The 13627-nt window shown below is 32.3% G+C and carries 13 protein-coding genes; 7 read left to right on the plus strand and 6 right to left on the minus strand.

Annotated features, from left to right (window positions below; all coding sequences use genetic code 11):
• Positions 1-42: 42 nt before the first annotated feature.
• Complete coding sequence (locus SU86_RS00805; protein ID WP_048186850.1) at positions 43-1182, plus strand: N-acetyl sugar amidotransferase; 1140 nt, start codon at positions 43-45, stop codon at positions 1180-1182.
• Positions 1183-1209: 27 nt separating this feature from the next.
• Here SU86_RS00805 and neuC read toward each other — a convergent pair whose 3' ends face one another.
• The 3 genes from neuC to SU86_RS00820 are packed head-to-tail and all read right to left on the minus strand — an operon-like array spanning position 1210 to position 4399.
• The gene (gene neuC, locus SU86_RS00810; protein ID WP_048186851.1) at positions 1210-2346 is read right to left on the minus strand and encodes a UDP-N-acetylglucosamine 2-epimerase; all 1137 of its coding nucleotides are present in this window, start codon (positions 2344-2346) and stop codon (positions 1210-1212) included.
• A complete protein-coding gene (locus SU86_RS00815) occupies positions 2339-3373 on the minus strand; it encodes an N-acetylneuraminate synthase family protein (protein ID WP_048186852.1) in 1035 nt (344 codons plus the stop codon). The genes neuC and SU86_RS00815 overlap by 8 nt, the downstream gene beginning before the upstream one ends.
• Positions 3374-3394: 21 nt before the next feature.
• Positions 3395-4399 carry a Gfo/Idh/MocA family protein gene (locus SU86_RS00820; protein ID WP_148550695.1) on the minus strand — a complete coding sequence of 335 codons (1005 nt, stop codon included), beginning with the start codon at positions 4397-4399 and terminating at the stop codon, positions 3395-3397.
• 119 nt (positions 4400-4518) lie between these two features.
• On the opposite strand from SU86_RS00820, the gene SU86_RS00825 reads away from it, so the two are divergent.
• Positions 4519-5214, plus strand: coding sequence for an acylneuraminate cytidylyltransferase family protein (locus SU86_RS00825; RefSeq protein WP_048186854.1), 696 nt, complete (start codon positions 4519-4521; stop codon positions 5212-5214).
• Between the two features lie 12 nt (positions 5215-5226).
• Here SU86_RS00825 and SU86_RS00830 read toward each other — a convergent pair whose 3' ends face one another.
• Positions 5227-6210: a Gfo/Idh/MocA family protein gene (locus tag SU86_RS00830; protein WP_236687718.1), complete on the minus strand. Its 984-nt coding sequence runs from the start codon at positions 6208-6210 to the stop codon at positions 5227-5229.
• A gap of 159 nt (positions 6211-6369) precedes the next feature.
• Between SU86_RS00830 and SU86_RS09295 the strand changes: the two genes are divergently transcribed.
• Positions 6370-7263 carry a class I SAM-dependent methyltransferase gene (locus SU86_RS09295; protein ID WP_052755403.1) on the plus strand — a complete coding sequence of 298 codons (894 nt, stop codon included), beginning with the start codon at positions 6370-6372 and terminating at the stop codon, positions 7261-7263.
• A 2-nt stretch (positions 7264-7265) separates the two neighbouring features.
• Here the strand turns inward: SU86_RS09295 and SU86_RS00840 are convergent, their stop codons facing one another.
• A complete protein-coding gene (locus SU86_RS00840) occupies positions 7266-9137 on the minus strand; it encodes a glycosyltransferase family protein (protein ID WP_048186856.1) in 1872 nt (623 codons plus the stop codon).
• Positions 9138-9218: 81 nt separating this feature from the next.
• On the opposite strand from SU86_RS00840, the gene SU86_RS09300 reads away from it, so the two are divergent.
• From SU86_RS09300 to SU86_RS00855, 3 genes are all read left to right on the plus strand, one after another.
• A complete protein-coding gene (locus SU86_RS09300; RefSeq protein WP_052755404.1) occupies positions 9219-10340 on the plus strand; it encodes an FkbM family methyltransferase in 1122 nt (373 codons plus the stop codon).
• A 77-nt stretch (positions 10341-10417) separates the two neighbouring features.
• Entirely contained in the window at positions 10418-10873 is a 456-nt protein-coding gene (locus SU86_RS00850; RefSeq protein ID WP_148550696.1) for a type II toxin-antitoxin system RatA family toxin, read from the plus strand.
• Positions 10874-10880: 7 nt separating this feature from the next.
• Complete coding sequence (locus SU86_RS00855) at positions 10881-11594, plus strand: hypothetical protein (RefSeq protein WP_148550697.1); 714 nt, start codon at positions 10881-10883, stop codon at positions 11592-11594.
• A 60-nt stretch (positions 11595-11654) separates the two neighbouring features.
• On the opposite strand, the gene SU86_RS00860 is transcribed toward SU86_RS00855, so the two are convergent.
• Positions 11655-12686, minus strand: coding sequence for an SDR family NAD(P)-dependent oxidoreductase (locus tag SU86_RS00860; protein WP_048186859.1), 1032 nt, complete (start codon positions 12684-12686; stop codon positions 11655-11657).
• A gap of 178 nt (positions 12687-12864) precedes the next feature.
• Between SU86_RS00860 and SU86_RS00865 the strand changes: the two genes are divergently transcribed.
• On the plus strand, positions 12865-13587 hold the full coding sequence (locus SU86_RS00865) for a cytidylyltransferase domain-containing protein (protein WP_048186860.1): 723 nt from the start codon (positions 12865-12867) through the stop codon (positions 13585-13587).
• Positions 13588-13627: the final 40 nt, after the last annotated feature.

Below are 13627 nucleotides of genomic sequence, written 5' to 3' on the forward strand. Positions count from 1 at the left end.
TTACAACAAGGAAATAAATACTTGAATTATTTTTAATGTTTAATGCGGTATTGTAAAAAATGTTTATACCCTGATACTAAACCACAATTACAATTTGATAAAAATGGTGTTTGTAGCGCGTGCGTGAATAATCTACTGAAAGAAAATATAGACTGGGATAAAAAAAGAGAAGTTTTTTTACGAATTATTGAAAAATACCGAAGTAAAAACGGAAGCAACTATGATTGTATAATTCCAGTTAGCGGAGGTAAGGATTCAACTTTTCAAACATACACGATGAAAGAAACATTTGGCTTGAATCCATTGGTGGTAAATTTTCATCCCCTTGATCAAACTGAGATCGGAAAGAAAAATTTGGAAAACTTGAAAAAATTAGATGTCGATTGTATTGAATTTTCTCCAAAACCCAAGATATATTCAAAACTCGCAAAATTTGGGCTAACTGAACTAGGTGATTTTCAATGGCCAGAACATATTGGAATTTTCACAGTGCCTGTACAAATAGCAGTTAAATATAAAATTCCGTTAATCATATGGGGAGAAAACCCCCAATTTGAATACGGTGCATTGACCAATATTGATGAAGAAACTATTCTAGATAAACAATGGACTGAAAAACATGGTGGATATTTTCTTGATAAAATTACTCCACAAGATATGACAAAATATGGATTTGAAATGAAAGACCTGAAACCGTATCTCTATCCGTCCGATGAGGAGATTAAGGAGGTTGGTGTAACGGGAGTTTTTCTTGGCTCTTATATCAAATGGGATATCTTCAAACAACTAGATTTGGTAAAAAAATTAGGTTTTTCAGAAAACAACGAGGATAAAGAAGGAACTTATCTGAGGTGGGAAAACCTCGATGTATATTTTACGGTTTTTCACGACTATTTTAAATTCTTAAAATACGGATTTGGACGAGCCACTGATCATGCCTCAATAGAGATACGATATGGTAGAATTACAAGAGAGCAAGGTATTGAATTAGTTAAAAAACATGAAGGTAAGATACCACGAAAATATCTCAAAGAGTTTTTGCAGTCTGCAGAAATTACAGAAAATGAATTTCATAAAATATGTGATAAATTTACTAACAAAGATATATTTTTGACCAATAATGATGGAACTATATCTAAAGATAGCGAAAATAATCCTATCTTAAGAAATCCGATTCAATGATTTTATCAATCTGATAATATATCCTAATTAATTCGAAGCATCCAAATCCACAAATTGTTTTTGGATTGGGGTTTTCCAGATTTTTGGATCAGAAACAATATTGAAAAAGTGTTGACTACTTTTTCCATCTCCAAAATAACTACATTTCTCAATTTTTTTATTCTCTACTTCAATAATGGCATTCAAGATTTGATCTCTTACACTATCGACATTTATTATGTTGGTACTTTTTGTCCTGTTTTTCTGTCTAGTTCCTATGTTTATTGTAGGGATTCCATAAACTTCGGATTCTTTTATTCCTGCACTGGAATTGCCGATTAGAAATTTGGATTTTTTTAACATTGTTAAAAAATATTCAAACCTGACAGAAGGTAATATCTTAAAGTTTTTCATATTCTTAAGACGTTCATACTCTTTTAAAATTATGTCTGAGCCTGCATCATTGTTTGGATATATGACAACATAATTCTTTTTAGATTCAATTAGTGCGCTTACCACCTCTCTAATTTGATGTGCAAGAGTTTCTAACTCAGTTGTTATGGGATGAAAGATAAACGTTGCATAGTTGTCGTATGATATATCGTAATGATCTTTAACTTCTTTTATGTCGGGTAAATCATCGCCATACATTATATCGATATCTGGAGAACCTATAACAAAAATACAACTTTCTGATTCTCCCATCTGAATTAATCGCTTCTTTGCCTCATCATTGGATACAAAATGGATATGTGAAAGCTTAGTAACAGCATGTCTGATTAATTCATCAAGTGTTCCTGATAATTCGCCTCCTTCAATATGGGATACTAGAATGTTGTTAAATGAACCCGTTATAGCTCCTGCTAACGCTTCAATCCTATCTCCATGTATTACTATCATATCGGGATGAATCTCTTTTATAAAATTACTAAATCCAGTAACAGTGTTTGATAAAATTATGTCTGGTTCAGTAGTGTTAGTCTGATTCATGTAAATGAATATGTGTTTGTAGCCGAGTTTTTTTATTTCAGTAAAAGTTGCACCATATTTTGACAGAGTATGCATACCAGTGACAAAAATATAACAATCAAAATCTTTAGAGGCCTCTACTATGTTAATCAGTGGTTTTAATTTACCAAAATCTGCTCTAGTTCCAGTTAAAAACACAATTTTTCTTTTATTCAATCATATTCCACCATAACTGTGTATCTTTTTTAATATCGGTTGAAGCTTTTCGGTTCAATATGTCGAAATAATGTTTTGCTTTGATTTCACCTGTGCCTGGTCTTTTTACCCAAATGTTTTTTTCAGACAATTTCTCGCCTTTTTTTATATCCGAAATTGTAACTACTGAAGCGTATGCAAAATCTATTGTTGGTTTCTCTTCTTGTAGAATGGTTTTACTCCCCCCAAGTGCGTGATAAATTGCCTTGCTACCAAGTATCAAATCGTGTAATTCAAGGGGATCAATGGATATTGGTATATCTGGTCCTGGCCAACTTTTGTTAGACGTGAAATGTTTCTCCAAAATGCGTGCACCAAGAGGAATTGCTGCAAAACAAGTATAGTTTCCAATAGAATGATCGCTTAGTCCTATTATCGCGTTTGGAAATTTTTCTTTAAGTTCGGTCATGGCACCTAATCTGACTTTCTCATATGGTGTTGGATACATTGATGTCACATGAAGTAATGCATATTCAATACCGGATGTCTCTAAAATCTTAACACTTTCTGAAATACTTTGAATATCGTTCATGCCGGTGCTTAGAATTACTGGTTTCCCAAATGACGCAATGTGTTTGAGTAATGGATAATTGTTACATTCCCCAGATCCAATTTTGTAGGCACAAACATTCATTTCTTCCAAGCGATTTGCAGCTGCTCTGGAAAATGGCGTGCTGAGGTATATCATATTCAATTGTTCAGTGTATTTTTTCAGTTCAATTTCTTCCTGTTCAGTTAAGGAACATCTTTTCATGATCTCCCAAATTGATTCTTTTGCATTTGCAGGAATGACGTCATTTTTTATCATTTCATCCTCAATAACATGACATTGAAATTTTACACACTCTGCACCTTGTTGATGTGCATCAGTAATCATTTGTTTGGCTTTCTGAAAATCACCTTCGTGATTAATCCCGATCTCAGCTATCACTATTGGTTCGTAATCTTCACCAACGAGTCGTCCACACAGATTTAGTTTGTTGTTCATGTATTTGTTTTGGCCCGTAATTTATTCAAGTATTATTTTTTTTCCTTTTTTGCTGCTTTGCTCTATGATATCCATTGTCTTTAAGGTTTTTAGCTCATCATTCATCGAATATGGGTATTTCTTCTCTTTCTTTATGGCATTCAAAACAGCTCTCATTTCATCTTCATATAGTGCCTCTGGAGGAGTACTCCCAACATATCCCTTTGCCACCGAACCCATGTTTAATTTCAACTCTTTCCAATTCTTCCCTCTGTTGATTTTTATCGTACCCTCAACAAAATTGCATAGTATAGTACCTTTTTCACCAATGATCTTAGTCTCACGAAATGAAGGTATTGATACAACATCAATATTTAGAGTACAAAATATTTTATTTTTAAACTCAATAAGAATTTGATAAAAATCGTCAATATCTGCATCCAGTTTTGAAACTTTCCCGATATTTGCATAGACTGATTTTATGTCCGAGAATAAATACGTCAACCAGAATAATTCAAACGGTAGTAATTCTCTTGCACCGCCAGTTTCTCTTTTTGATACAAAAAATTTCCTGTAATCTTCCCAAGGGTGCCAATTAGGTAAATACTGGCCAATATGTTGCTGTATCAACAAGACATTTCCGATCGTATTCTTATCAAGTAACTGTTTTGCTTTTTTTACGACGGGGTGGAATCGAAGCGTACATGACGGTAATCCTACAATAGACTTTCCACGCATCTTGTGTATTATCTGTTCTATGTCCTTTGAAAACATATTAAGCTCGGTAAAAAAATTAACGTTTTTCTCTATTGCTACTTTAGCGTATTTGAGATGTAGATCAGGAGGAGTGGAGATGATCATGAGACCAGGTTTTTTTTCAAATGCCTCATCTAATCGAGAAAATGTCTTAATGTGGTATTTTTTTGTGGTTTCATTCCGTCTGTCCTTTCTTGTGTCAAAGCCAATTATGTCTGATTGTCCCAGTTTCAACAGATTTCTTATTCTTCTTTTCCCCATTGAGCCAAGCCCAACTATTAAAATTCGCAATAATGAATTTTTTACTTAATTATACATATACTTATGGAGAATATCTGCAATATCTCTGGCCGGATAAATCATCCAACTATCCAAGATGTTTATTATAATGTTCATAATATGAAAACGACATGAAACCAATTTGTTTCATTGCCGCGAGAGGTGATTCCAAAGGAGTTCCAAAAAAAAATATACGATTATTGATCAATAAACCGCTTATTGCGCATACAATTGAAAAATCAATTGATTCAAAGATTTTTAGTCACGTAATAGTGTCAACTGAAGACGATGAGATAGCAAAAATATCAAAGCAATATGGAGCTGAAGTTCCATTTAGAAGACCGAGAAGGTTAGCCACTGATACTGCTGGGATGGGAGATGTAATGGTACATGGCATAACAAAACTTTGCTCACTTGGATATGATTTTGATACGTTCGTTAACCGCGATTGTACTGTTCCATTCATACGTAATTCTGATATCCAAGGCAGCATTAATCTGTTGAAAAGAGAAAAGTGTGATGTGGTATATGGGGTCTACGTCCAGCATTTTAATCCATATTTTAATATGATGGAATTAGGCCGAGACAAATTTTTAACATTTAGCAAGAAAATGAAAATTCGACCAAAAAGACGTCAAGATGCACCAAAAGTTTACCAATTAAATGGACTGTACACATACAATACAAAGAGATTCTTAAAATTCAAAAATCCATTCCTTCCAAAAGGACTTCCCTATGAAATTTCGCCTGAAACAGGTTTGATGATTGATACGGAATTGGAGTTCAGAATTGCTGAAATGATGTTAAAACAAAAACTTATCAAATAAACCTCAATTAATTTATAATTTCATGATTTTGTTTAATGATGATGATTTCTTTGTCGCAAATGCCACTTGAAGTGTTTTTAATGCGTCATTAACAGTATTCATAGTTGTTTTTTTGTTTCTAACGCAATTAATAAAATATGACAATTCTTGGATATACATTTCATTTCGTTCATAATTTTTCAGTTTTATTTTCCTAATCCATTTTCTCTTATCCGTATCGTACAAATGTACTTCGTTAGTCTCAGAATCCCAATATATTGTTCCCTTGGTGCCTATGACTTTACAGCTACGGAAATCAGGTTGTTGGAAGTAATCCAAATGAACTTCGGCTATGATATTTTTCTTAAATTTAAGTAAAATCGCCGAAAGATCTTCGACAGATATTTCTAGATCGCTAAATTTGCCTGTAAAGGAGAATACTTGGTCAACATTACCAAAAAACCAACATAGATAATCAATTTCATGAATGCATGTCAGGACTACGCCGCCTCCCAGTTTTTTTAGGGATGCATAGCTGGTACGATAATCCTCCCAAGGATGCCAGTTTGGTAAATATGAGCCACTCTCTACACGTACTGAAATAATTCTTCCAATTTCGTTATTCTGTATTTCTTTTTTAATTCCTTGTATGCATTTATGAAATCTTAAATTGCATCCAACCATCGTGATTAGTTTTTTCTTTCTGATCAATGTAATGAGACGGTTAATGTCTGCCAAGGAATTGGATAGTGGTTTTTCTATGAACAAATGACACCCACTCTGTGCCAATTTTATAGCTGTTTTGACATGTAAACTTGTAACATTACAAACAAAACCAATGTCAGGTTTTTCATCAAGACATTTTGCAAGTGAATCATAAACTTGAATCCCATTCTTTTTGAGCTGATCTGTGTCTTTATTTTTAGAGCAAACTAGGATTTCAACATTTTTTAATTTCATTAAATTGTTAACATGTCTTTTGCCTATGGAACCATATCCGACTACTAGTATTTTCAAATAAAAATTTGTACGTGTCATGTGATATTAGGTTATTGTTTAAATGGTTAGATATTTGTTGGAATTTTAAAATACAAAATTGTAATATATGATCTCAAAATTAAAACTCATGTGCATTGTGTCTTATGTAAAAATGATAATTTCAAAACTATTGTCAATATGGTGCGACACGACATACCTCGTAAGGTCGTTCAATGTACTAACTGTTCCCTGATCTCATTAGAGGATCCGACCAACAACGTTGTAGATTACTCTGGTACAGAATATCGTTCACTTCATGGCCCAATACTGGGAAAGAAGGTTACTGCTAAAGAAATGTTTGACATACAAATCCCATTTCAGCAAGAGAGACTGTCTAATGTCAAACGATTATTGAATTCTTCAGATAGGGTGTTGGAAGTGGGATGTTCCACAGGCCATTTTTTACATACTATAAAAGATCATGTTGGTGAAGTTATTGGTATCGAGTTAGATCAATCCCACGCAAAGTTTGCTCGTGAAAATTGCGATCTTACTGTATATGATCGACCTATTGATGAAACCCCTATCCAAAATAATTATTTTGATATCATTTTCATGTTTCAGGTTTTTGAACATATTCCAAATCCTATAGAATTTTTGTCATTATATAAAAAATATCTAAAACCTGATGGTATTATCTACATTGAAGTACCGAACATAAACGATGCACTTCTTTCGATTTACAACATATCATCATATAGGAAATTCTACTTTCGTCTTCCACATGTTTATTACTATTCTGAATTAACACTTCAAAAGATTTTAGAAAAAGCAGGATTTAATGGAACCACAAAAACTATTCAAGAATACACCGTTTTTAATCACCTACATTGGATATTAACAGGAAATCCACAAGCTACGCAGATTGATGGTCGTCAACTACCAAAATTAGATTTATCAATTCCAGAAAAGAAGAACGCTGAAATATCGATTAAAAATTGGTTTTCCAAGATAAATGAAGAATATAAGAAACTGCTTGAAGAAAATGGTATTGCTGAAAACATTTGTTTTCAGGGTAAAATAATTAGATAGGTTTAGAAGGTATCTAAAATTTTTGTTAACACTTGCGACGCACACCCATGATTAGACAAGTATTGCTCTAAAAATTTTTTACTATTCAGGTTTATTTCGTTTTTCAGCTCAGCGTTGCTCAGCATTTTCTTAATTCCATCTTCTATGTCTTGTTCCTTGGTGATAGATAGTACCGCATTCATTTTTGCAATCTGGCTTTCTTCTGCCCATTTTTCAATTTGTAATGAAATTGTAGGTTTGTTTAGTATTATAGATTCCAAGGCAGTCGTAGAATTGTTGAATGTTATTAACAACTCACAGGAACTGATTAAATCCTTCAGATCTGTTTCTAGCACTATTGGTATTTTATCGTCTATTTCTTTGATAAGTTCAAGCATGTTGTTTATTGAGTCCGGTTGAGGATGCGGTTTGATAATCAATTGCCTGCCCAGTTTTTTTGAAACTCTGCAAACTTCTCTAACAAAGTTTTCAAATTTTATATGAACATCAGAAGTAGATCCTTCTGCAAAAACTCCCGAGGCGCCAGTAGTTGTAAATAATATCCTCCCATTGTCTTTTGTCGCCTTACTGAAATGAAAAAATTCATCATGACGAGGACTACCAGAAATTAAAATATCTTTTTCTTGATGATTATGATTCAGTGCAAAAGATTTTGTTAATTCTCCCCATACTGCTTGTTTATCACTCATAAATGGAGATGAGAAATGCGCAAGAAACCTGGAAAATTTATCCCATGGGGGTGAGTTTGCAAGCATTCCATGTTGTAATAACACTGAAGGAATTTCTTTTCTTTTTGACAAGTTAAGAATCTCTTTTTCTTCTTGGGCAGTTTCAGCCCATTCTAAAATGACAGATATGTCAAATCCTTCAAAGAGATGTTCAAGTAAAGTCATTCTTCTGAGAGATTCTGTGAATCTGGAAATGCATGTTTTAGTAAAAGTGTTTTTGATTGAATTCCACAGTGAATATGACTGAACAGTAAAAATGCTTTCAAAAACGTCATCTAGTTCAAACATTTTAGTTAGATTTTCTCCGAGTTTGATCGTTTCCATCTTTATTCTATTTCGCTCATATTTTTCAAAATCATTAAGATTGAGTATAATACATTTTGTGCTTTTGACAATCTGTATACTTTTAAGATTCCAGATGGCAGGTCGTCTCTGATTTAATAATAAAATATTTTTATCTAGTTTAGATAATTCTTTTAATAATGTTTTGTAGGAAACAGGATTAAAATCCAAGAGTAGTACTGATTTTTGATGTTTTAAATTAATCGAGTTTAGGCCAAAAAAAGATTTTGTAATGTTGTCAAAAATATTTTTTATTTTAAGATAATTGTTTTTTGAGAGTTTGATAGAAATCGGAATCGGGCCGATGTTATATTTTACATTTATGGTATCAAAATACATTGAATCAGTTTTGGGTTTTTGTAATGAAATTATTTTAATATTTTTTGTATTGCATATAGTTTTAACAAATTCGTCTACGTTGGTAGAAGTGATAATTGTTTTTGGATTCTCTTTTTCAATTATCCGAAAAATTGAGATTGCTTTTATATACACTGATAAGATATAATGAAAAAGCTCAAGCTCGATAAGACTACCAAGATTTACTCCCTGATACATCAAAAATGGTTTTAACGAATCTTGATTGTACCAATTTGTAGTTATGTCTATTGATTTATCGTCAATGAAAGTTTTATCCTCTTTAGTAAGATATTGATCTCCTAACTCATGTTCTAAACCGTTTTTTTCCAAGGTTCTATGAGCAAAATAATTGAGCGCAAATGTTTGTACAGTTTTGTGACGAATTGTCTCTTCTTTCAATTTTATAATATCAAAATTTTCATCCAAAATTGATATGGTATTATTCATAAATTAAAAACAGGTTATTTTGATTATATAGTTTCTATTCAAAAACTAAAAGTTAAATGACCAGTGAAAATTCTAACCGTGTTGTCCATTATTCACAAGTTAGGAATAATTTACTATCTACTTCCCTTTATCAAAGTAGTTGATAATCGATTTGGACTCATTCTTTCTATTTTAATTGGCTGCAAAAATTATACTCTAAAAATAAAAGGACATTCAGTTAGTTTTAGCAGTGTAAAATTTGACATCATGTTACATTTTGTGATGGTTTTAATGTATTCTACGTCGTATGTTATCACACCTGATAGAAAAATTAAACTTACACTGGATATGAGGAACACTTTCACGGTTCCACTCGATGACTTATCGATTGAAGATGAAAATTTGATTGTTACTTTGGCTGTAGGTTTGAGATATGGTGCAAATTTTGAGACTAAAAATATTAATTTTAAAGATTTCCGTGATAAAACACTAGTAATTTCAGAAAGTAATGGTGAAAAAATTATTGAAACTTCAAGAGGAATAAAATTTTATTTAGACTCTATACATCCAGGCAACACAATCGGTGAGGCATTTGTGCAAGATATTCATACCATTCGTTATGATGATGATTATACTGATAAAACTGTGGTGGATGTTGGCGCAGAATGTGGTGATACAGCCTTGTACTATGCAAGCAGGGGAGCAAAAGTATTTGCTTTTGAACCTATGAAAGCTCATTACGATGCAATGCTGCGAAATCTCAGTCTTAATCCAGAACTGGCAAAAAGAATTACTCCGATTAATGCCGCAATTGGTAAAGATGGAATATTGAAATTTTATCATGCAAATAAAGCTGACATTGCTGGAAGATCATCATTTGTATATAATGCACACGGAGATAATTATGTAGTCTTTGAGGTACAGGGTTATAGTCTTTCATCTGCAATTAAAGAATTTAACATATCTCATGTTGACATACTAAAAACTGATTGTAAGGGATGTGAGTTCTTTCTTACAAAACAAGATCTGGAAAAGGTTGATCAAGTAAAAATTGAGTATGAAGCGTTTGAAATAACAAAACACAGTCTTGCTGAATTACTGAAAGTGTTGGACGATTCTGGTTTTGAATATATGTTGTATAGAATTAATCCTAATCGGGACAGTTTTTCTAATAAAGTCTCAGGACATTTATTTGGAAGAAAAATCCAAAACCTCAAAAAATAATCTACAAAATATTTTATTTTGAATTCTATCTTGGGATTCTTCAAAATATAAATATATTACCGGATTAGAACAATCGCGTGCCTAAATTAGAGTTTTCATTCAATCTTCCTACAGAACCAAACCAGTTAATGAAATTATCAGAAGATTATGAATCCATTCCGCAATATCTTCCTGATCAACTTAAATCAGTTAAGATAATTGAACAAAATGGAAACGAAACTAAAACTGAGGAAATCATTGTTTTTAGTACTCTATTAAAAAAAGAAATTATTCAACATGCATTACATCGAAAAAATGGAAATAATCAATTAACTACTGAAATAATATCTGGTCCTGCAAAAGGAACAACATTAAATGTAACTTTTGAAAAAATAGATTCCGGAACTAAAGTTGTCTTTGACGTCGATTTAAAGTTATCAATTAAGGCTAAATTTCTTCAACCGCTTATAAAAAAATATTATAAAATGGTTCTAACATCAGTATTGTACAAAATGAATAACACTATATTACAATCTCAGACAAATGGAGGTTAGGTATAATTTGGAAAACTTCGATGAAATTTTTAATTGGGAAAACTTCTTTAAACAATCTGAGACATTTAAGAACAATAAGCCGTTCAAATTTGAGCTTATTGAAGAAGTCATGAAGCGTGATTTCTATGAAAAGCTGTATGAAACTTTTCCTGAATATGATGAGTCCAATGGTTGGGAGACTAGTACATCATATTCAAAAAATCAAATGTTTAGAGGATGGGGCGAAATCGATTCTGGTCAATATGCTGAGGAAGTAGAAGATCCAAGGGTTAGCCCAGAATGGAACAAATTTTATAGATTTCTACACTCTAAGGAATTTATAGATAATGTAAGAAAATTTTCTGGAATACCTGTAAACAAATTGAAAACTTTTAGATTTGTTTTGTATCATAAAGGGGGATTTCAACTACCACATATCCATAATGAAGGCCCCAGCACATTAATCATATTCTTTTATTTTTCAAAAGGATGGCAAAAGGGTGATGCAGGAGGAACATATTTTGCGTCAGATACGGACGAATCAAAGATTCTGGTTGAAGCGTATAACCTAGACAATACTATGGGGTTGTTTCAAGATGGACCGCGTGCAGCTCATGGAGTAAGATACATCACTAAAGATGTTAAACGAAAAGCAATTCAAATTTATCTTGAGGAATACAATGAAAAGAGTGGCTGGTCGGGCAAAGGCTTTGATGCTCCAAAAGGAACAATTGAACTTTAGTTTCTAAAACACAGATTAATGTTATTCTTATTTTATTTGTTCTTCAATGTCTCTGTGATCTTATACTGAATTTGATTGGTTGTTATTTTTAGTTTCTAGCAGACCTGATTGTATTATCATTTTCTTCAATTCTGTTTTAGATAATTTTTCAACATTATCTGAAGAATAGGTTTCTATATTGTTGATTTTTTTGATCTTATTTTTATAAGATTTCTTGATGTTTGATTCTTCTCGTAGTGGATTTGCGATCATGTATTTTTTACCCAAATCCCAACTTGAACGCATCTCATCTTTATTGATCAATACTTCATGTAGTTTTTCCCCTGGCCTAATTCCAACAACTTCAATTCCAGTCTTACCAATCAATTCAAACAGGGTGTCTTTGACATCCACGATTGAATATGACTTGAGTTTCGGAACGTAAATCTCCGATTCTTTTCCATTTAATGCTATGTCTATTATGAGATCCAAAGCTTGATCCATCGTTATGCTAAACCTTGTCATTTTTGGATCGGTTATTGTTATCTTTTTCTTAGCTCTGATCTGCTCAATGAACTTTGGAATGACAGAACCGCTACTTCCAACCACATTCCCATAACGTACAGCTAAGAATTTTGTCCTGTGTTTTCTTCGATTCATGTAATTATTTGCAGTAACAAACAATTTTTCCATTAATAGTTTTGTTGCTCCATATGTATTGAGTGGAGAAACTGCTTTGTCCGTCCCAATACATACTGCAGTTTCTACATTTTGTTGTAGACATGCATCAATTACATTTTGTGAGCCTATTACATTGGTCTTTATGCTCTCAAATGGGTTGTATTCAATAATAGGAACATGCTTTAGTGCTGCCGCATGAAAAATAATATCAATGTCTTCTAAGGCTGTTGCAAGACGTTCTTTTTCTCTAACATCACCGATTAAAAATCTAAGTCTTTTATCATGAAAGTTAGATTCCATCATGACTTGTTTATTTTCATTTCTGCTGAAAATCCGTACTGTAGATACATTTGTCTGCAATAATCTTTTGGTAAGTGCCTGCCCTAATGACCCAGTACCGCCTGTAATGAGAATTTTTTTTCCATCAAACATTAATTTTTCTAAATATCAGTCAGTTTTATCAGTTTGCTTCTTTATTTATCTACAATTCAAGTCCAGTTACATCTGATCTCTTAGTTGTGTATTCTAAACAAATTTTCAATGTTGTGGACTTAATTATGCAAATCAAACAAAATAGCTTTTTAATTAGGCAATTGACTCATTTTAACGATTGATTGGCTGTATCATACAGGCAAGAATGGGTTCAGCCAGATTGCCTGGAAAAGTACTCATGAATCTTGACGAACATAATACAATTTTAGATTATGTAATTAAACAGCTTAAACATTGTAATAATATTAATAAAATCATCATAGCGACCACCGATTTAAAAGAAGATGACGTAATTGAAACATTTGCACAAAATAAAAATATGATATGCTTCAGAGGCAACCCTCTTGATGTATTGGATAGATATTATCAATGTGCAAAACTCCACTCGATTTCTATTATTGTTAGAATAACTGCAGATAATCCGTTAATTGATCCAATCATCGTAGGAAAAGTGATATCTGAATTCCAATCAAGCTCATGCGATTATGCTTCCAATGCGGTTTCTAGATCATTTCCTTATGGAACAGAAACAGAAGTTTTTTCATTTAATGCTCTTGAGAAAGCTTGGATGAATGCAAAACAAGATGCTGAAAGAGAGCACGTTACTCCGTATTTCTATAATAATCCAGAGGAATTTAGAATTCATCATGTAAAAAACCAAGAAAATCTTTCATCATTTAGATGGACAGTAGATCAGATTGAGGATTTTATTCTTGTTAAAAAAATCATATCTAAAATCAATAAACGCCCAATACTTATGAATGATATAATAAATCTGCTAACCCAAGAACCAGAATTACTTACCATAAACAAAAATGTAATTCATAAACATGTATTATGATTATATCGTGTTTTTTGGTTCTATGTATAAATAAAGTATT

The organism is Candidatus Nitrosotenuis cloacae (assembly GCF_000955905.1).
Classification (GTDB): Archaea; Thermoproteota; Nitrososphaeria; order Nitrososphaerales; family Nitrosopumilaceae; genus Nitrosotenuis; species Nitrosotenuis cloacae.

Excerpts from the sequence above, each read along its gene's own strand:
- SU86_RS09295 (WP_052755403.1), top strand. The coding sequence starts at position 6,370 with ATGGTGCGACACGACATACCTCGTAAGGTCGTTCAATGTACTAACTGT.
- SU86_RS00860 (WP_048186859.1), bottom strand. The coding sequence starts at position 12,686 with ATGTTTGATGGAAAAAAAATTCTCATTACAGGCGGTACTGGGTCATTA.
- SU86_RS00840 (WP_048186856.1), bottom strand. The coding sequence starts at position 9,137 with ATGAATAATACCATATCAATTTTGGATGAAAATTTTGATATTATAAAA.
- SU86_RS00815 (WP_048186852.1), bottom strand. The coding sequence starts at position 3,373 with ATGAACAACAAACTAAATCTGTGTGGACGACTCGTTGGTGAAGATTAC.
- SU86_RS00805 (WP_048186850.1), top strand. The coding sequence starts at position 43 with ATGCGGTATTGTAAAAAATGTTTATACCCTGATACTAAACCACAATTA.
- SU86_RS00825 (WP_048186854.1), top strand. The coding sequence starts at position 4,519 with ATGAAACCAATTTGTTTCATTGCCGCGAGAGGTGATTCCAAAGGAGTT.